General features: G+C 70.9%; 17 protein-coding genes and 1 pseudogene. 4 read left to right on the top strand and 14 right to left on the bottom strand.

Going from position 1 to position 18,940, the window contains the following annotated elements; genetic code table 11:
- A pseudogene (locus FL311_RS04830) lies at positions 1 to 462 on the bottom strand (aminopeptidase); the annotation flags it as partial.
- A gap of 53 nt (positions 463 to 515) precedes the next feature.
- Here FL311_RS04830 and FL311_RS04825 point away from each other — a divergent pair.
- On the top strand, positions 516 to 1,106 hold the full coding sequence (locus FL311_RS04825; protein ID WP_141323768.1) for a hypothetical protein: 591 nt from the start codon (positions 516 to 518) through the stop codon (positions 1,104 to 1,106).
- Positions 1,107 to 1,161: 55 nt separating this feature from the next.
- Here FL311_RS04825 and FL311_RS04820 read toward each other — a convergent pair whose 3' ends face one another.
- Positions 1,162 to 2,250 (bottom strand): PEGA domain-containing protein, encoded by a 1,089-nt coding sequence (locus tag FL311_RS04820; RefSeq protein ID WP_141323767.1) that lies wholly within the window; start codon positions 2,248 to 2,250, stop codon positions 1,162 to 1,164.
- Between the two features lie 83 nt (positions 2,251 to 2,333).
- On the opposite strand from FL311_RS04820, the gene FL311_RS04815 reads away from it, so the two are divergent.
- Positions 2,334 to 2,864: a hypothetical protein gene (locus FL311_RS04815; RefSeq protein ID WP_141323766.1), complete on the top strand. Its 531-nt coding sequence runs from the start codon at positions 2,334 to 2,336 to the stop codon at positions 2,862 to 2,864.
- Positions 2,865 to 2,931: 67 nt separating this feature from the next.
- Here the strand turns inward: FL311_RS04815 and FL311_RS04810 are convergent, their stop codons facing one another.
- From FL311_RS04810 to ftsE, 9 genes are all read right to left on the bottom strand, one after another.
- Positions 2,932 to 4,455 (bottom strand): cellulose synthase family protein, encoded by a 1,524-nt coding sequence (locus FL311_RS04810; protein WP_141323765.1) that lies wholly within the window; start codon positions 4,453 to 4,455, stop codon positions 2,932 to 2,934.
- Between the two features lie 327 nt (positions 4,456 to 4,782).
- Positions 4,783 to 5,763, bottom strand: coding sequence for a D-alanine--D-alanine ligase (locus FL311_RS04805; protein WP_141323764.1), 981 nt, complete (start codon positions 5,761 to 5,763; stop codon positions 4,783 to 4,785).
- 218 nt (positions 5,764 to 5,981) lie between these two features.
- Entirely contained in the window at positions 5,982 to 6,290 is a 309-nt protein-coding gene (locus FL311_RS04800) for a hypothetical protein (protein ID WP_141323763.1), read from the bottom strand.
- A gap of 2 nt (positions 6,291 to 6,292) precedes the next feature.
- Positions 6,293 to 8,173 (bottom strand): PEGA domain-containing protein, encoded by a 1,881-nt coding sequence (locus tag FL311_RS04795; protein ID WP_141323762.1) that lies wholly within the window; start codon positions 8,171 to 8,173, stop codon positions 6,293 to 6,295.
- 70 nt (positions 8,174 to 8,243) lie between these two features.
- The gene (locus FL311_RS04790) at positions 8,244 to 9,620 is read right to left on the bottom strand and encodes a S41 family peptidase (RefSeq protein ID WP_194869055.1); all 1,377 of its coding nucleotides are present in this window, start codon (positions 9,618 to 9,620) and stop codon (positions 8,244 to 8,246) included.
- A gap of 58 nt (positions 9,621 to 9,678) precedes the next feature.
- Entirely contained in the window at positions 9,679 to 10,539 is an 861-nt protein-coding gene (locus FL311_RS04785; RefSeq protein WP_141323761.1) for an alpha/beta fold hydrolase, read from the bottom strand.
- Between the two features lie 75 nt (positions 10,540 to 10,614).
- Positions 10,615 to 11,739 (bottom strand): murein hydrolase activator EnvC, encoded by a 1,125-nt coding sequence (locus FL311_RS04780; RefSeq protein ID WP_194869054.1) that lies wholly within the window; start codon positions 11,737 to 11,739, stop codon positions 10,615 to 10,617.
- On the bottom strand, positions 11,736 to 12,638 hold the full coding sequence (locus FL311_RS04775) for an ABC transporter permease (protein WP_141323759.1): 903 nt from the start codon (positions 12,636 to 12,638) through the stop codon (positions 11,736 to 11,738). The genes FL311_RS04780 and FL311_RS04775 overlap by 4 nt, the downstream gene beginning before the upstream one ends.
- Positions 12,635 to 13,327 (bottom strand): cell division ATP-binding protein FtsE, encoded by a 693-nt coding sequence (ftsE, locus tag FL311_RS04770; protein ID WP_141323758.1) that lies wholly within the window; start codon positions 13,325 to 13,327, stop codon positions 12,635 to 12,637. The genes FL311_RS04775 and ftsE overlap by 4 nt, the downstream gene beginning before the upstream one ends.
- Positions 13,328 to 13,449: 122 nt before the next feature.
- Here ftsE and FL311_RS04765 point away from each other — a divergent pair, with 122 nt between their 5' ends.
- Positions 13,450 to 14,922 (top strand): DASS family sodium-coupled anion symporter, encoded by a 1,473-nt coding sequence (locus tag FL311_RS04765; protein ID WP_141323757.1) that lies wholly within the window; start codon positions 13,450 to 13,452, stop codon positions 14,920 to 14,922.
- An 82-nt stretch (positions 14,923 to 15,004) separates the two neighbouring features.
- Here the strand turns inward: FL311_RS04765 and FL311_RS04760 are convergent, their stop codons facing one another.
- A complete protein-coding gene (locus tag FL311_RS04760) occupies positions 15,005 to 15,562 on the bottom strand; it encodes a hypothetical protein (protein WP_046715624.1) in 558 nt (185 codons plus the stop codon).
- A gap of 246 nt (positions 15,563 to 15,808) precedes the next feature.
- Here FL311_RS04760 and carF point away from each other — a divergent pair, with 246 nt between their 5' ends.
- On the top strand, positions 15,809 to 16,675 hold the full coding sequence (carF, locus tag FL311_RS04755) for a plasmanylethanolamine desaturase (protein ID WP_141323756.1): 867 nt from the start codon (positions 15,809 to 15,811) through the stop codon (positions 16,673 to 16,675).
- Positions 16,676 to 16,706: 31 nt separating this feature from the next.
- Here carF and murI read toward each other — a convergent pair whose 3' ends face one another.
- Both murI and FL311_RS04745 read right to left on the bottom strand, forming a co-directional pair.
- Positions 16,707 to 17,525, bottom strand: coding sequence for a glutamate racemase (gene murI, locus FL311_RS04750; RefSeq protein WP_141323755.1), 819 nt, complete (start codon positions 17,523 to 17,525; stop codon positions 16,707 to 16,709).
- Positions 17,526 to 17,639: 114 nt separating this feature from the next.
- Positions 17,640 to 18,920, bottom strand: coding sequence for a hypothetical protein (locus FL311_RS04745; RefSeq protein ID WP_141323754.1), 1,281 nt, complete (start codon positions 18,918 to 18,920; stop codon positions 17,640 to 17,642).
- Between the last annotated feature and the right edge of the window lie 20 nt (positions 18,921 to 18,940).

Below are 18,940 nucleotides of genomic sequence, written 5' to 3'. Positions count from 1 at the left end.
GCCCCCGCCCTTCTCCCCCCGAGGCACCACCGCGCGCACGGCGACGTCCAGCACCACCGCCATGCCCACGGGCATGGGCTCCGCGAGGCGGTGGCGATACAACGTGGGCTCCGGCTGCTCCAGGACGATGGGCGCGGTGTTCATCCGCGCGTCGGACAACACCACCCGCTTGCCACCCAGGGCGTTGGGCGTCAGCCGCAGGTAGAGTTCCTTGATGGGCTGCTCACGTGCCAGCACCTCCACCTGCACCCGCCCGGTGGCTTCGCGCGTCTCGGGGTTCACGTCGAGTTGCACCCGGTAGCGCGGCAGTTCCTCCAGGGGGCCTAGCGCCTTCGCGGCGCGCTCGCGCTCGGCGGGCTTGAGGTGCTGGAGGCTCAGCGCCACCTCCGGAGGGATGTCCGCCCGGGCCGGCTGTCCGAGGAGCAGGCACCACGACAGCAGGCTGAGCAGGGCTGGGCGCATGAAGCGCATGCTAATTGACCCGGGCCACCACGGCTCGTCTAGCCTTGCGGGACATGCACTCTCGAACGCTCCTGCTGGCCGCCACCCTGGGGTGGATGGCGTGCGCGCGCAACGTCCCCGCGCCCACCGCCGCCCCGACGACTCCCCGCTCCGTCCGCCTGGTCGTGGACACGCCGCCCCAGGAGACGGAGACCCTGGACAAGGTGCGCGAGGACGTGGAGGTGGACACGGACGAGGGCGAGCGCACGCCCCGCGTCGTCACCTTCGGCGAGACGCCCGTGCTCCAGCGCGACGGCATGCGCGCGCGGCTCTACGGGGACGCGAAGGGCACGCTCGGCATCAGCGTGGACAACTTCCTGCTGTTCGAGGTGACCGATGCCAAGGGCCAGGTGAAGCGCCGCGCCGTCGTGGGCTTCACCGAGAGCGTCCACCTGGGCAACGAGCAGGTGGACAACGTGGGGCGCCGGGCCTTCACCTTCGAGCCGGGAGAGGTGGACCTCACGGAGTTCCTGCCGGAGTCCGAGCCCTTCAAGGTGCGCACCACCGTGCTGGACACCTGGGGCGTGGGACGCGTGTCGGACGTGTACCTGGTCCTCTCCGCGCCCGAGCCCCGCGCCGTCGAGGACGACCTGCGCGGGGAGTGAGACGAAGCCTCCGGGGCCGCGCCACCCGTCCGAGGGGACACGGCCTTTCGGGAGGCTAGAAGCGCAGCCCGCCCACGGGCGCCAGCTTCTGCGCGCCACCGTTGCCGCGCACCGGGCGGATGCCGCCCCCCAGCACGATGTCGCAGGGGCCGTTGTTGCAGGCCGTCCCGAGGTTGGGGGGCTTGATGCCCGGCTCCTTCGTCGCCATCACCGCGCCCACGGTGCCCGCGGCCACGACGGCGCCCACGCCGGCCCAGACGTACCAACGGCCGTACCAGGGCTTGCTGGAGCCCTCCAGCTCGGCGTCCGGCGACTTCTCGTTGAAGGCCAGGGCCGGGTTGTAGTCATCCCCCTGCGACGTGGTGGACGGGTCCAGCACGGGGTTGGCGGGCACGTCCTCGCGCGGCGTGTTGCTCGCCACCGCGGTGTCCACCAGGGGCCGCATCTTGCCCACCAGCTCGTAGTTGGTGCCGGCCAGCACGTTGATGCGCTGGATGTCGGGGCGGAAGCCCTCCGCGCGGAACTCGATTTCACGCGAGCCGGGCTTGAGCAGGATGTCGCTCAGGGGCACCGTGCCCACCTCGACGTCGTCCACCAGGACCTTGGTGCCGGCCACGTCGGAGAAGGCCCGCGCGAAGCCCATGGTGGCCACCAGCGCGACCTTCACGTCCTGCGTCGAGCCCTCCTTCACGGTGAACCGGCGCGAGTAGTCCTCGTAGCCGGCCTTGCGCACCACGAGCAGGTGGTCGCCGGGCGCCACCGGCACCGTCATGGGCGTGGCCGACAGCGCGCCCGCGTCGCGGCCATCCAGCGTCAGCCGCGCACCCCGGACACCCCCGGCGATGACGACGGCGAGCTCCGTCTTCACCGGCGCCAGGGGCGCCAGCAGGCTGTCATCCGGCGGCGGGAGGTTCTTCTTCTTCGAGCCCTTCGCGGTGGCGGCGGGCCTGGCGGTCTTCGGCGGCTTCTTCGCCGTCGCCTTCTCCGCCTTCTTCTTCTTCACCACCTTCGACCTGGCCGGCTTCTTCGTCGCCGACTTCGACGGCGTGAGTGGAGCGAGCAGGTCGTCGGCCTGAGCGAGCGCGGAGGACGGTGCCGCCAGGACGGCCACCAGCGAAAAGAGGACGAGGCGTCGAATGCTCATGACGGTCCGAAGGTTAGAGAGTCGTCCAAGGGGAATCAAACGAAGTCCCGCTCGCACGTCCATTCAGCCAATATCCGCGCCCCATGCACCGCGCCCTGCCATCGCTGGCCCTCGGCTTCAGTGTTCTCTGCCTCACGGCGTGCCCCGCCAAGGCGCCTCCCACCCTGGAGACGCGCTCCCCACCTCCACCGCCCATCCGGGTGCCGCCCGGTTGTGAGAGCAGCCAGGCGGGCGAGTACCGCCACGAGGAGAACCCCGCGTTCCGCTACCGGGGCGAGGAGGACGCGGGCACGCTGACGCTGGCCGTGGTGCGCGCGCGCGCGGACACGGATGCGGGCACCCCGGGCGCCGACTCGAGCGGGGCGACCATCGTCCTGCAGCGCACACCGGGCGGCTTCGTCGGGGAGACGCGCGCCACGGGCTTCACGGGCTCGGGCGCTCCCTGCCCCGTCGCGTTCCCCACGGAGCTGGTGGCGTGCGACGACGCGGGCCTCACGCTGCGCGCGGTGGCCAGCACGTCCATCGACGAGGGCTGCCAGCCCTCCCGCACCGGACCTCCGCCGGTGCGCCTCAAGCAGGTGCTGCTGCGGGAGACACCGGACGCGGGTCCCTGAAGGTCCCCGTCGTCCGACTTCGAGTCACGCCCCGGAAGAGACCTCCCGGGGCGCGCACGGCTTGACCTCAGGCGGCGCGGCGCGCCTGCTCCTCGGCGCCGTTGACGGCGGGAGCGGCGTCGCTGAGCTTCACGCGGCCCGCGAACCCCTGCATCAGGCTGGAGACACCCACGTACAGGAAGCCCGCCTGGAACAGGATGATGAAGGGCAGCGACGTGTAGATGCGCGCGTCGATGGCGAACCACAGCGCCCCGGTGAAGTAGGCCGCGAAGAGCAGCTCCACCACCGGCATCAGCGTCTTGCTGCCGCGGTACGCCTTCTTCACCGCGACGACCTTCTTGCCCTCGGCGCCCGTCTTCGGCGTGCGGGCGAAGCCCGACTGCTGGTTGAGCAGCGCCTCCGCCACGGCCTTGGCGTTGTTGATGGCCAGGCCGATGCCCAGGCTCATCAGGAACGGCAGGTACTTCACCCGCTCCCAGCCCTTCACGCCCCGCTCACGCTGCGCGGCCACGTAGAAGAAGCACACGCTCGCCGTGGCGGACACGAAGAAGGGCAGGTCCAGGAACAGCGTGCCGTACAGGCCGTGCTGGAAGCGCACCACCATGCTGATGGGCATCAGCACCGACAGCAGCACCATCAACAGATAAGCCATGTTGTTGGTGAGGTGGAAGAACGCCTCGCGCTTGACCGCCAGCGGCAGGTCGCTCTTGAGGATGGTGGGGAGCAGCTTCTTCGCCGTCTGGATGGAGCCCTTGGCCCAGCGGTGCTGCTGGCTCTTGAAGGCGTTCATGTCCACCGGCACCTCGGCCGGGGAGATGACCTCCGGGAGGAACACGAACTGCCAGCCCTTGAGCTGGGCGCGGTAGCTCAGGTCCAGGTCCTCGGTCAGCGTGTCGTGCTGCCAGCCGCCCGCGTCCGCGATGGTGCCCCGGCGCCAGATGCCGGCGGTGCCGTTGAAGTTGAAGAAGCAGCCGGAGCGGTTGCGCGCCGTGTGCTCGATGATGAAGTGGCCGTCCAGGAAGATGCTCTGGGCCTGCGTGAGGATGGAGAACTCACGGTTGAGGTGGCCCCAGCGCACCTGCACCATGCCCACCTTCGCGTCGGAGAAGAACGGCACCGTGCGCAAGAGGAAGTCGGGGCTCGGCACGAAGTCGGCGTCGAACACGGCGACGAACTCGCCGCGCGCGGACTTCAGGCCGTTCTCCAGCGCGCCCGCCTTGAAGCCCTCGCGGTTGACGCGGTGGATGTAGACGATGTCATGGCCCTTCTGGCGGTGACGCTCCACGCACGCCCGGGCGATGCCACACGTCTCGTCCGTCGAGTCGTCGAGGACCTGGATCTCCAGGAGGTCGCGCGGGTAGTCGATGCGGCACACCGACTCCACCAGGCGCTCCACCACATACATCTCGTTGAAGATGGGCAGCTGGATGGTGACGCGAGGCAGCTCCTTCAGGGAGCCCTTGGGCGTCGGCAGCTTGAACTTGTGCCGGTAGTACAGGAACGCCATCCGGTACCTGTGCGAGCCGTAGACCGCCAGCACGCACAGGACGCTGAAATAGACGCCCAGGAAGATGATCTCGACGGTGGTCATCGGTGACGCTCAGCCCCTCCCGCACGGCCCCCGTGGCCCGCGGTCCTTCCATACGCGGCGGCTCCGGAATCCCGTCCTCACGCCGACCGCCGCCTCCTGGGTCCGCTGAGCCCCCGCCCCGTATGTGCCCGAAAAGACAAGGGTTTGACCTTCCGGGACTGATCGCGCCGGACAATAGGGAGGCGTCAAGGACGTGTCAAATTATTCCCCGAATTTGAACGTTCCGTTCAGGTCCATCGTGACCCACCGCGTCGGAGCGGGTCACGAGGGCCTGGAAGAACGCCCTGGGGAGCCGGGCAGGCGACCTGGAGCTGTCGGGGCGTCGCTTCAGCTCACGGCGCGGCGGGGCTCGTCGACGACGGGAGTGGAGGTGACTTCGGGGGCGTCCAGGATACCCGCCTCGTCGCGCGTCGCGAGCGCCAGGATGCGCTCGACGAGCTCCGGGAAGTCCAGGCCCGCGTGGCCGGCAATCCTGGACAGGAGGCTGGTGGGGGTGAAGCCGGGCAGCGTGTTGACCTCCAGCACCACGTCGTTGTCGGTGTCCGAGCACAGCAGGTCCACCCGCGCGTAGCCCCGGCAGCCCAGGGCGCGGTACGCGGCGAGCGCCAGCGCCTCCACGTTGGCCACGCGCGTGGCGGACAGCCGGGGCGGCAGGAAGTAGCGGGCGCCGCCCTTGTACTTGGCCTCGAAGTCGAAGCCCTCGCGCGGCGTGGCCACCTCGCAGCTGCCCAGCACCGCGTCACCGAGGATGCCCACCGTCACCTCGCGCCCGGACACGAAGCGCTCCACCAGCGCCTCGCCCCCGAAGCGGCACGCCTGGGCCACCGCCTGGGCGAGCTCCTGGGGCTCGCGCACCACGCTCAGGCCCACCGAGGAGCCGCCACAGGCGGGCTTCACCACGCAGGGGAAGCCCAGGTCCCCATGCAGCTCCGGGGCGCGCGCCGCGCCGTCGCGGCCCACGCGGTACCCCTGGGGCGTGGGGAGGTTGTGCAGCCGGAAGAGCTTCTTGGCGAAGGGCTTGTTCATCGCCAGCGCGGACGCCAGGACGCCCGAGCCCGTGTACGGCAGCTCCAGCAGCTCCAGCAGGCCCTGCACACGGCCGTCCTCGCCCATGCGCCCGTGCAACGCGATGAAGGCCACGTCCAGCTCGGCGGCCCGCAGCGCGCGGTCCAGGCCCGGCCCCGCGAATATCCGGGTGACGTGGTGGCCACGGGACTCGAGCGCCGCCACCACGGCCTCCCCGCTCTTGAGCGAAATCTCCCGCTCCTCACCCCACCCGCCCATCAGCACTCCGACGCGCTTGCCCATGTCGATGAAACCCTCCGTGGGTTCACGACAGAGCACGGCGGATGCCAACCCCACCCCGAGGGGTGGGACACAGGCGTCCAGGCCACGCGTCCCGAGTGGAGACGCGGGGTTGCGAGGACCAGGGGGCGGCCAGGCGGGCGTGTCCGCGGGGACGCGGCGCGGCAGCCCGGCCACGCGGCGCCAGGGGCTGTAGGAACTACCGCCCCTCGCGCCCGCGACTACAAGCCGCCGTCACCGGTTCCCGCGTCCACGGGGCCAGGGCCCGGGACAGGGCCGGCGTCGCCACCCGCGTCCGGGGTGCCGGAGTCGGTGCCGGCGTCCGTGGTGCCCGCGTCGGCGCCACCGTCGGAGGGCCGAGGGGTGTCGTCCGCGGTGCAACTGCCGTCCTTGCAGACGTAGTTCTCCAGGCACTGGTTGCGGTCATCGCAGGGCTGACCCTCCTCGTCGAAGTCGACCAGGAGGCTGCACGCGGACAGGCCCAGGGAGAGGGCCGCCATGGGGATGAGCAAACGAAGGGGACGTCGCATGGCTAGTAATTCCGGAGATCGTCTTCGTCGATGGACGGCCGCTTCTTCTTCTCTTCTTCCTCGCGCTTGCGCTTCTCCTCTTCGTCGCGCTTGCGCTTGGCTTCCGCATCAGCCTCCTCCTGCTTGCGGCGCTCCTCCAGCTCACGGCGCTGGCGCTCGACCTCCTCGCGGCGCTTCTTGAGCTCCTCCTCGCGCTGGGCGGCGTCCTCGTCGCGCGAGCGCTTCGTGTCGCGCGCGGGGGGCGGCGCCGGAGCCGGCTCGGTGGCCTGGGGCGCGGGCGTCGTCTTGGCCGGCGCGGGCGTCGTCGTCTTCGACGGGGGCGGAGGCATGGGGAGCGGCTCGCTCACGGGCCGGGTGCCCTTGGGCGGAGGCGGCATGTCCAGGGACTCGCTCTTGGAGGGCGCGGCCTTGGACGGCGGAGGCGTGGCCCGCGAACGGAAGGGCGTGGCCGCGGCCTTGGAGGAGGAGGACGAAGAGCTGCTTCCACCGCCGGCGAAGGCGAAGTAGCTGCCCAGACCCGCGGAGACCAGGCCCGTCACCAGGCCGATGTCGGCCACCAGCGCGTACGTCTTGCCCGTGTCCTTGAAGTCCTTGGCGCGGGGGCTCGTCTGGGGCGCGCGGCGGAAGTCATCCTCCTTCGAGGAGGCCTCCATGCCGAAGTAGATGCCGCCCGCCAGCAGCGCGACCCCCGTGGCCATCAGCACGTAGCCCATCGTCTTGCGGTTGCTGCTGCCGCCGCTGGAGAAGTGCGTCACCGGCTTGTTGCCCGCGAGCCTCGCCGTGTCCGCGCCCACCAGCGAGGACAGGAACGTGTCGGAGCCCGTCGCCATGGCCTCGCCCACGGGCACCGAGCCCACGGCGTAGCCCAGGTTGTGGCCGTCCGTGACGTCCAGCCGCAGGCCCGTCACCTGCACGGGCGCGGTGCCCGTGCCGCCCTGGACCAGCAGCGCCAGCACCTGGGACACACCGGCCAGCGCGCCCAACTCGCGCAGGGCCATGTCCCGCTCGACGCCGTCGGGCTTGCGCACGACGCGCTCGGTGATGGCCTGCAGCGCGCGCTGCGAAGCCGAGGGCCGCAGCGTGAGCGACGTCTCCCCTTCGCGGGCGCGGCGCTGCTCGAGCTCGTAGCCCGGCGCCATCACCGTCACGAAGTGGTCCGCCGCCGTCAGTCCCTGGAGCGACACGGGCGACACGCCGCGGAACTGGCCGTCCACGTACACCTGCGCGGGCACGGGCTCGGTGCGCACCGTCAGCGCGACGGTGGAGCCGGCGAGCGCCGCCTTGCGCTCCTTGTCCACGAAGGCCATCTCGTCGGGCGGGAAGAAGTTGGACGAGAACTGCGCCCGCGGGTCCACCGCGAGCACCGCGCGAATCTCCAGCTGCGCGGCGGCGTTCTCGCCGTTGGCCACCTGCGAGGCCGCCTTCATCACCCGGGCGCGGACGAAGTCGCCGAAGCCTCGCGACAGGTCTCCCGCCTCGAACGCCTTGGCGGCCACGTCGAAGCGCACGAGCGCCTTCTGCGTGTCCAGCTCGTCGTACGCCGCCTGGCCGTCCTTCATGGCCTGGGCGCCCTCGGCGGCCTTCGCCTCGCGCTCGGCCCTGCCCTGCGCGTCCAGCGCCTCCGACAGGCGCACCAGCTCCAGCCGACCCGAGCGCGCCACGGACTGCTCGGCCCAGTACGCCAGCCGCGCCGCCTCCGTGCGCGCCGTGGCATCGAGCGGGATGGCCACCACCGTCACCGAGGACGGAGAGGCGGAGGGGACTGCTCGGGGCGTCAGCTTGAGGGGGAGGCTCGACTGCGCGGCGGCGGGGCCCACGGCCAGCATGCCCACCAACCACCCGCTGAGGGCCGCGTGCATCGCGCGATTGCTCGAAGGTCGCATCACTCGTTCACCTTTGTCCGCCCGCCATCAAACGGAGGTCGCGGCGAAAAGCAAGGGGGAAGCAGTGTCTTCAGCGACCCTCGGCGCGCGCCGGAGGCCGTCCACCGGGAGCCGCGAGCCCGTTGAGGTACTCGAGCGCGACCTTCAGCGGCGGGTCCTTCAGCTGCGCGACGACGTCCCAGGGCACCAGGTTCTCCGGAGGCCCCTTGAGCGTGGACGACTGGGACGTGGCCTCCTCCGAGCCCTCCGCGCGGAAGTGACGCTGCAGGTCCTTCTCGCGCGGCGCCTCGCGTCCGGGCTTTCCACCCGTCTCGTCCGCGACGACGTAGTCGGGGGTGATGCCTCGCTCCTGGATGCTGCGGCCCTTGGGTGTGTAATAGCGGGCAATCGTCAGCTTCAGGCCGGAGCCGTCCTCCAGCTCGATGACCGTCTGCACGCTGCCCTTGCCGAACGTCGGCGTGCCGATGAGCGTGGCGCGGCCGTGGTCCTGGAGCGCGCCGGCGACGATTTCCGACGCGGACGCGCTGCCCGCGTTGACCAGCACGACGACGGGGTAGTTCTTCTCCGTGTCGCGGTCCTTGCTGCGCTCCTCGGTGGAGTTGCGCCCGTCGCGCCCCCGGGTGGAGACGATGGGCAGGTTGCCCGGCAGGAAGCGGTCGCTCACCGCCACCGCCTGGTCCAGCAGGCCCCCGGGGTTGTTGCGCAGGTCCAGCACCAGCCCGCGCAGCTCCTTGCCGCCGTTGAGGCCGCGCAGCCGGTCCAGCTCCTTGCGCAGGTACTGGTCCGTGCGCTCCTGGAAGTTCTTCACCTTGACGTGGCCGATGCCGCCGTGGAGCGCGCCCTCCACCGACACGATGCGGATGTGGTCCCGGATGATGGCGATCTCTCGCGGCGCGGTGAACCCCTGGCGCTGGATGGTGAGCAGGACGCGGCCACCGGCGGGCCCTCGCATCTTCTGCATCGCGCGGCCCACGTCCATGCCCCGCGTGCTCTCACCGTCGATGCCCACCAGCTCGTCGCCCGCCTTGAGCCCCGCGCGCGCCGCCGGCGTGTCGTCGATGGGCGCCACGACGATGATGCGGTCGTTCTTGCGCGCGATTTCGATGCCCAGCCCGCCCCACTCACCCGAGGTGTCGATCTTCATCTCCCGGAACACGTCGGGCGGCATGAAGACGGTGTGCGGGTCCAACGTGTCGAGCATCCCCTGGATGGCGCCGTAGACCAGCCGCTCGCGGTCGGGCGGCTCCACGTAGTTGTTCTCCACGTAGGAGAGCACGCGCGCGAAGGTCTCCAGCTGGCGATAGGTGGCGTCGTCCTTCTCCGCCCGCTCCGCCTTCCCCGGAGGTCTGCTCCCGCCCGCGTCCTTCTTCTCCTGTGCGGCCGAGGGCCCGGACACGAGGAGGAGCGCGGCCAGCGCCGCGCGCCATGGCTGGGAGAGACGCATCACGACGGTACGTCCTTTCGCGGAAGACAGCTCGAAGGGCGTCCCAGTCTATACCCGGCCCTCAGAGGCCCGACGCATCCGCGAAGCGCACCAGGTGCGACACCAGCTCGTCCGGACGCTCCATCTGCGGCACGTGGCCGAAGCCCTGCACCACCCGCACCTGCGCGTGGGCCGGCAGGTGGGAGCGGAACCAGTCCAGCGAGCGCGAGGGCAACAGCCGCTCGCTGCCGCCCCACAGGAACAGCACGGGCATGGACAGCTTGCCCACCGCCTCCGGCGAGAGGCTCAGCCGCGACTCGAGCGCCTCGGCCGTGAGCGCCTTCACCGTGGGCGTGTCGTAGAAGCGCCGCAGCTCGCTGGCCAGGAGCAGCGCGGGAAGCGGGGCCTGATGGAACAGGCGCCGGGTGAAGGCGCGCGCCTCCGCGGGCGTGCCCACCTTGAACGCGTTGAGCAGCGCGGTGCTCTCCTCCAGCGGCAGCTCCGCGCCCGCCGGGGCCACCAGCGCCAGCGCGCGCACCCACTGGGGAGACTCGGCCGCCAGGTTCACCGACATGGCGCCCCCCAGCGAGTTGCCCACCACGTACGAGGGCTCCTTCACCTCCTGCTCGACGAAGGCGCGCAGCACCTCGAACTGGTTGCGCACGCACACCTGGCCGCCGCAGTACTGCACGGAGAAGCCATGGCCCGGCAGGTCCGGCGCCACCACGCGCGAGAAGCGCTTCGACAGGCCGAAGAACGTGCGCCCGAAGCCGTTCGCCGAGCCGCCCAGCCCGTGCACCAGCACCACCGGCGGCCCCTTCCCCTGCCCCTTCAGCGAGTAGAAGTGCACCGACTGTCCGCCGACGTCGACTGTCGAGGACTGGACACCCCGGGCCACCAGCACCCGTCGCACCGCCTTCTGCATTCCGCCCATGAGGTCCATGCGCCTGCTCGCTCCTCTCGTGCCGAAATCCCTTCACCCAGGATAACAAGCCCGCCTCAAGCGTGCCGCAATGCGTCAGGGCATGGGGGCCAGCCAGGGTGCGGGGTCGACGGCCTGCCCGGCCTTGCGGACCTCGAAGTAGAGGTACGAGCCCTTGAGCGAGCCGGTGTCCCCCACCTCGCCCACCGGCTCACCGGCGACGACGGGGGCGCCCACCTCCGGGGTGACGGAGGACAGGTGGGCCATGAGGGTGTGGTAGCCGTCCCCGTGGTCGAGGATGAGCAGGTTGCCGTAGCCGCGCAGCGAGCCGGCATAGACGACGGTGCCATCGGCCACGGCGATGACGGGCGTGCCGGAGGCGGCGCGGATGTCGAGCCCCTTCTGCACGGTGACGGTGTTGAAGCGCGGGTTGACGACCTTGCCGAAGCCCACCTCGACGATGCCTCGCGTGGGCGAGGGCAGCTTGCCCTTGAGCGCGCCGAAGCCGTGCGTGGCGGGCGCCTCCTTCAGCTCGCGCACCACCTGGGAGAGCTCCGCGTCCGCCTGCTCCAGCTCCTTCACCGCGCGGCGCGCCAGCTCCGCCTCACCCGCGAGCGAGCCCACCACCTCCTCCAGCGCCTCGTGCTGCGCGCGCGCCAGCCGCTCCTGCTCCTGGAGGAACGTCACGCGCGCGGCGAGCGAGGTCTGCAGCCGCTTGAGCTCCAGCGTGGACTGGCGCTGCAGGTGGGCCACGCGCTGCACGCCGCGCAGCAGGTCCAGGTCTCCGGCCATGCTCGCCTCCAGCGCGCGGGCGCGCCACACCAGCGCGGAGAAGTCCTCCGCGGACAGCAGCACCTCCAGCGGGCGGCGGCGCATGACGCGGTAGAGGGTGCGCAGCCGCGGGGACAGCCGGCGCAGTTGGACGCGCAGCGCCTCGCGCAGCAGCACCTCTTCACGCTCGGCCAGGATGACGCGCTTGCGGAACACGGCCAGGTCCGCCTCCAGCGCGCGCACACGGCGCCGCGAGAAGGCGACCATCTCCTCCATCAGCTCCAGGCCCTCGAGCACGGTGAGCTTCTTGGCCTCCACCAGCGCCAGCGTCGCGCGCTGCGCGGCCAGCTTCTCGCGCAGCGCGGACTGCTCCGCCTCCTCCAGCTTCTGCGCGCGCGCGGGGAGGCCGAGGAGCGCCAGGCCGAGCGCGAGGACGAGGACGCGGCTCATACGCGCAGGAAGCGCCCCACCGCGACGAAACTGCCGCCCAGGCCCAGGCCACAGCCCGCGCCCACCAGCTCCAGCACCAGGCGCGGCTCCACCCACGGCGCCGCCACGCCCGGCCCCAGGAGGAAGGCGAACAGCGAGCCCAGCGTGGGCCCCACCAGCTCGCCGAAGGCCCACAGCCCGAGCAGCGCCACGCCCGCGCCGAGCAGCCCCTGCAGCAGCCCCTCCAGCAGGAAGGGCGCCTTGACGAAGCGGTCCGTGGCGCCCACCAGCTTCTGGATTTCAATCTCCTCGCGCCGCGAATAGATGGCGAGCTGGAGCGTGGCCGCGACGATGACGACGGTGGCGCCCAGCACCACCACGAAGGCCACCATCGCCCCGAAGCTCAGCGCGCGCGCAATCGCCGTGAGCCGCTCCACGGCCTGCTCGCCGTAGTCCACGCCGGACACGCCAGGCAGCTCACGCAGCTGTTTCGCCAGGGCCTGGAGCGCCTCGGGCGTGCGCTGCGCGGGCGGCACGCGCAGCTCCAGCGCCGCGGGCAGCGGGTTCTCCGGCAGCTCCGACAGGGCCTCGCCCAAATCACCCAGCTCGGTGCGCAGCCGCGCCAGCGCCGCGTCCGGCGGCACCAGCGTCACCTGCCCCTGGCTGAGCGCCTCCACGCGGGCGCGCACGCCGTGCGCCTCGTCCTGGCCCAGCTCCGGCGCCAGGTACACCGTCACCTCCACCTCGCCCCCCAGGGACGCCAGGAGGTTGTCGAGCACCCGGGCGCCGCCGCGCGCCAGCCCCGCGGAGAACAGGGCAATCGCGATGGTCGTCACGGCGATGAAGTGCACGAAGGGCGAGTGCTTGAGCCCCACCGCCGCCGAGCGCCAGAAGTACCGCGTCTTCGCCAGCGCGCTCATACCACCATCCGCCGCGCCGCCTTGACGCCGTCCTCGTCGGAGACAATCTGCCCGCGCTCCAGGCGCACCGTGCGCTTCTGGTAGCGCGCCAGCAGCGTGGCGTCGTGCGTGGCCACCACCACCGTGGTGCCCCGGATGTTCACCTGCGTGAGCAGGTCCATGATTTCGACGGTGAGCGCCGGGTCCAGGTTGCCGGTGGGCTCGTCCGCCAGGAGGATGGTCGGGTCGTTCACGAGCGCGCGCGCGATGACCACGCGCTGCTGCTCTCCACCCGACAGGCGCAGGGGGAACGAGTCCGCCTTGTGCTCCAGCCCCACCAGCTTGAGCATCCGCCGCACCTTGTCGCGCGCCTGCGCGCGCGGCACGCCCAGCACGTCCAGCGTGAAGGACACGTTGTCCTCCACGGTGCGGTGCGGCAGCAGCTTGAAGTCCTGGAACACCACGCCGATGTTGCGGCGCAGGTAGGGGACGGCGGACTCGCGGATGCGGGCGATGTTGCGGCCGCCCACCAGAATCTGCCCCTTGGTGGCCTTCTCCGCGCAGAAGATGAGCTTGAGCAGCGTCGTCTTGCCCGCGCCCGAGGGGCCCGTGAGGAAGACGAACTCGCCCTTCTCCACGCTGAGGTTGATGTCCGAGAGCACCGGCGGATCGCCGGGATACGCCTTGTAGACGTGGAAGAATTGAATCATGGCGCGGCGCGGGAGGACGCCAACCTACCACGGCCGGGCGCGGGCGACCCACGCACGCCCGGCGGGAGGACGGGCTTTCCCCTCCCACCCCCGGCACCACCTGTGCGACGGTCCCACGCCATATGAGTGAGCAGGCCGCGCGCGGCGCGACGACGGGACAGTGGGTGGGACGTGTCGCGGGCCCCCTGGCCGCTGGCCTCATCTACGGGGTTCCCTCCGGTCTGCACACCCTGCCCGGCCTGGACCACCGCCCCGCCGCCGCCGCCGCCGTGGCCGCGTGGATGGCCCTCTGGTGGTTCACCGAGGCCGTCCCCATGGCCTGGACGGCCGTGCTCCCGGTCGTGCTCTTCCCGGTGCTCGGCGTGTTCGACACGGACAGCATCACGGTGGCCGCGGGCCGCTCCGTGCTGCCCTTCCTGGACCCGTACATCTTCCTCTTCATGGGCGGCATGGCGCTGGGCGCCGGCATGGAGCAGTGGGGCCTGCACCGCAGAATCGCCCTGCTCATCATGCGCGCGGTGGGCACCGGCCCCCAGCGGCTCTTGTTCGGCATGCTCGCGGCCACCGCCGTCGTGTCGCTCTGGATTTCCAACACCGCCACCGCGGTGATGATGGTGCCCATCGGCATGGCGCTGCTCGCCCAGCTGCGCGCGTCGGAGGGCCGCCCGCTGGAGCACTTCGGCGCGGCGCTGATGCTCGCGGTGGCCTACGGCTCCAACCTCGGCGGCATCGGCACCAAGATTGGCAGCCCCACCAACTCCGTCTTCGCTGGCGTGGTGTCGCGGCGGCTGGGCACGGACGTGGGCTTCGTCGAGTACATGGTCGCCGCCCTCCCCTTCGTCCTCATCTTCCTGCCCGTGGCGTGGGCGGTGTTGTGGAGATGGGCCCGGCAGGACCGGATGGGCCCGGGCCAGGGCGGAGACGTCATCGCCCGGGAGCTCGAGCAGCTGGGCCCCGTGTCCCGCGGGGAGCGCACCGTGGGCGCCGTCTTCCTCGTAGCCGCGGTGCTGTGGATTTTCGGTGACCCGCTGCGCGCGCTGCTCGCGCCGGGGGTGGCCCGCGCCTTCGACGGCTTCAAGCTGGGCGGCAAGCACTACGAGGCCGCGGTGGCCATCGTGGGCGCCGTGACGCTGGTGGTGCTGGGCCGGCTGTCGGTGGCCGCGCTGCGCCGGGTGCCCTGGGACACGCTGCTCCTGCTCGGCGGCGGCTTCGCGCTGGCGGCGGGCATCGAGGCCAGCGGGCTTGCCTCGTGGATGACCTCGCGCCTGGCGGGGCTGGAGTCACTGCCGGGGCTGGTCCAATACGGCACGGTGGCCAGCGCCACCATCCTGCTGTCGGCCATCGCCTCCAACACCGCCACGACGAATGTCATGCTGAACGTGCTGCCCGCCTCTCGGCCCTTGTTGGCGGTGAGCACCTTCGCGGCCTCGTGCGACTTCGCCCTGCCCGCGGGCACGCCGCCCAACGCCATCGTCTTCGGCAGCGGCGTGGTGCGCCTGCCGGTGATGATGCGCACGGGCCTCCTGCTGGACGTCCTCGCCGCGCTGCTGCTCACGGTCTACGGCGCCACCTGGGTCCGGTGGGTGCTACCCTAGCGAGGCGGGAGGAGGTGTCGACTGGAGGACAGTCGACGCGCCCGGGGCAGCAAGGCCACCGGGGCGACGAACGGCGGGGGGGCTACTGCTCGCCCTCTCCCGCCAGGTAACTGAGGATGACCTCGTCGAGGCTCTTCTCGGAGATGAGGTCCTCGCCGAAGAGGGTCTCCACGCCGACCTCGTTGATCTTCGGCTTCTCCTTGAGGGCCCGAGCGGCGGCGACCTCCGGAGGCAACACGGGTGCGACAGGCGCGACGGGCACCACCACCGGCTTGGGGGCCATCGGCTGGCCGGTCTGCAGCTTCGCCTGGGCCTGGTCGGCCTCGGAGGCGAGCTGACCGGGCTGGTACGACCGGACGGCGGACTCGTAGTTGTCGTACACGCCGTTGATGAGGTTTCGCAGCATCTCCTTGTGCTGCTCCTCCATCAACTCGCGCACGACCTCCGCCAGGCTCTCCGCGTTGAGGATGTCCGAGTAGGACGTCTTCTTCGACGCGAGGATGTTCCCGCCCACGAACAGGTGGGTGATGATGTGGGGATTGTTGACGCCCGAGTCCTCGGTCTGGACGTGGTAGACCTTCCCCTTGTGCTTGATGTTGTGGTTGAAGCCGGTGACGGCCTTCTCGAAGGTTTTCGTCATTGCCGAGTGGGCGGACCGTACCAGCCGCTTCCCCACGTCGCAAGGTAAGCCTCGCCCCCGCATGTCCGTCCCGCGCGCCTGCCCGCCGGGCATGACGCAAAACCTGCGGCGGGAGCCCGCCTGCCTTGCGACCCGGCCTTCGAGTGCGCCCGCGACTCCGGTCCGTTGAAAAGCCAAAAGCGGCTGGGGTACGTACAGGCTTTGGGTGTGGTGCTCCACGACACCCCCGGCCCAGGGACGCCACGGATGAAGAAGACGAACGAGATCAAGAACAAGGTCCGCCTGCAGGACGCCCAGGTCCTGGCCGAGGGCTACTCCCCCGCCATCCGCGCCATGGAGATTGGCGCCATCGTCAGCTTCGTGGCGCTGGAGCTCCTCCTCGTCTACCGGCTCTACAACAACCCGCACGGCGGGCCGTGGCTCCTGCTGGGCGCGGTGCTGCTGGGCTACCTGGCCGCGGACTTCGTCTCCGGCTTCGTGCACTGGATGGGGGACACGTGGGGCTCCACGGAGATGCCCATCCTCGGCAAGGCGCTCATCCGCCCCTTCCGCGAGCACCACGTCGACGAGAAGGCCATCACCCGCCACGACTTCGTGGAGACCAACGGCAACAACTGCCTCATCTCGCTGCCGGTGGCCGTGGCCGCGGTGAGCATGCCGCTGTCCAGCTCCGGCTGGGTGTTCGTGTCCAGCTTCCTGGGCGCGATGATCTTCTGGGTGATGGCGACCAACCAGTTCCACAAGTGGTCGCACATGGACGCGCCCCCGGCCCTCATCGGCTTCCTGCAGCGCATCCACCTCATCCTGCCGCCGGCCCACCACCAGATCCACCACACGGCGCCCTTCAACAAGTACTACTGCATCACCGTGGGCTGGCTGAACTGGCCGCTCAACCTGGTGTCCTTCTTCCCGCTGATGGAGCGGCTCATCACCCGCGTCACCGGGCTGGTGCCGCGCGAGGACGACATCGGTGACGAGGCCGCCCGCGCGCTCGTGGAGGCCGAGGGCGCCGCCGAGCCCCCCGTCGTCCAGGCCGCCAAGGAGCTGCTCACCAAGGCCACCACGACGGAGGAGGCCGCGCCCGCCACCGTCACCACCCGCCCCTCCGCCTGAGCACGCCGGGCCCGGAGCCGGGCCCACGCCGTCAGAACTTCAGGTCCACCTGCTCGGCGTGGGTGATGGGGCGGCCCAGAAAGCGCGCCCCCACCTCCATGAAGCGCTCGGGCACGTCGGTGACGAAGTAGTCGTGAGAAGGCGGCTTCTGCCCCGACGCGGGTGCCAAGAGCCCCTTCTGTTCCAGCAGCGCCGCGACGGCCTGTGCGGTGGCCTCCGCCGAGTCCACCAGCGCGACGTCCGGGCCCACCACCTCCGCGATGACGCCCTTGAGCAGCGGATAGTGCGTGCAGCCCAGCACCAGCGTGTCCACGCCGTCCCGGGCGAAGTCCCCCAGGTACTCGCGCGCCGTCAGCAGCGGCACGTCCCCGGTGGTCCACCCCTCCTCCGCCAGCGGCACGAAGAGCGGACAGGCGCGGGCCTTCACCCGCACCCGCGGCCCACCGGCCTCCAGGGCCCGCTGATAGGCGCCGGAGCGGATGGTGCCCGGCGTGCCGATGACGCCCACCCCGCCGCCCCGCGTGCGCGAAAGGGCCGTGGAGGCGCCCGGCTGGATGACGCCCACCACCGGCACCGGCAGCGAGGCCTCCAGCGAGGGCAGCGCGGCGGCGGAGGCCGTGTTGCAGGCCACCACCAGCAGCTTGATGCCGCGCTCCAGCAGGAACTCCGCGTTCTTCAGCGAGTAGCGCGTCACCACCTCGCCGGACTTGGTGCCGTAGGGCACGCGCGCGGTGTCGCCCAGGTACACCGTGCTCTCGTGGGGGAGGTGGGCCATCAGGGCCTTGAGGACCGTGAGCCCGCCGATGCCGGAGTCGAATACGCCGATGGGATTGTGGCTGCCTTGCCGCATGTCCCGTGTCCCTATCACGTTTGATGCCAGCGACAGGGCCCACCCCCGCAAGCACGAAGGGCCGAGGCACCTGGCCCCGGCCCTCCTGTTCACGCCACGAACGGGTGGGTTCGACTAGTTGGGGAACAGCGACACCAGCAGGGCATTGTTCGGGCCCGGGAACGAGTGGCCCACCACGTCCACGGTGACGCTGTTGGCGACCGAGCGGTACTCGACGCCGTTGTTGGCCCGGGCGAACATCTCCACCTGGTAGCGGCCCGGGCGCAGGAACTCGAAGACCACCGGCGCGTCGTTGCAGCCGTGCACGTCACCGACGATGCCGTACACCAGCTCCCCGGTGAAGACGTCGCGGAAGTTGATGGCCACGTCGTTGATGCCCGCCTGCGAGCAGCTCAGCGCGGCGCCACCGGCGCGCAGCTCCCACTTGATGGACGCGCCGCCAATCACCCACAGCGAGGCCAGCACGTTCGCCGAGCCACCCGACGGCACCGAGAACGAACCGGTGTAGTAGTACCAGGGGTTGTTCTGGGCATCGACCGCCACCAGCTGCAGGTCGTGGTTGCCCGCGCCCAGGTTGGTGTTGGTGATGGTGGCCCCCGCGCTGCCCGCCGAGCAGGAGAAGCGCTCCCACGGCCCGCCGTCGATGCGGAGCTCCACGTGCGTCACCCCCGCCTGGCTGCAGTTGAAGCGGCTCGGCCCATCCTGGAACTCCCAGCCCAGCGTCACGCCGGTGGCGGTGGAGCGCATCGAGCCGATGTACGAGGTCGGCGCGCCATAGTGCGTGGTCAGCCGGCCGTTGTGCTCGTAGACGGCGCGCAGCCGGGAGTCGAGCGCGACCATGATGACGTTGTGCTCCCCCGGGTCCACGTACAGCGACTTGATGGCGTTGCCTCTGCTGCCGGCCTCGCAGTCGAAGCGGCCCCACTCGCTGTTGTCGATGCGCACGTCCACGTAGCGCACGCCGGCCGAGTTGCAGCTCGCGTTCCCCGGGAACTGCCACTCGAGGTACGCGTAGGACGGCGGGACACCCGGCGGCAGCAAATCGATTTCCACCGTCTGGTCGCCGTTGATGCGGAAGGTGCCACTGCCCTCGTACAGCACCTCGTTGACGTAGCTGACCGCCTCCAACTGGAAGCTGTAGGTGCCCGGCTGGAAGCGGTGCAGGACAATGCCGTCGAAGCCATTGGCGCGGCACGGGTAGCGGCCATCGTTCTCCAGGCGCTCGCCCGGGATGTAGATGTTCACGCCCCGGACATCCGGGTCCTCGTCGCAGCGCAGCCCCGCGAGGGTCCAACGGAACGTCACGTCACCTTCGTAGGCGGGCTCGTCGTGGATGATACAGCCGGAGGAGACCGCCGCCAGGCAGAGGAATGCAACCAGCAGTCGGGAGTTCATGGGGGGCAACCTGTCTTGGG

Origin of the sequence: Myxococcus sp. AB025B, from assembly GCF_006518215.1 — a bacterium.
Lineage (GTDB): Bacteria > Myxococcota > Myxococcia > Myxococcales > Myxococcaceae > Myxococcus > Myxococcus fulvus.
This window is presented reverse-complemented; position numbering and strand designations above follow the sequence as displayed.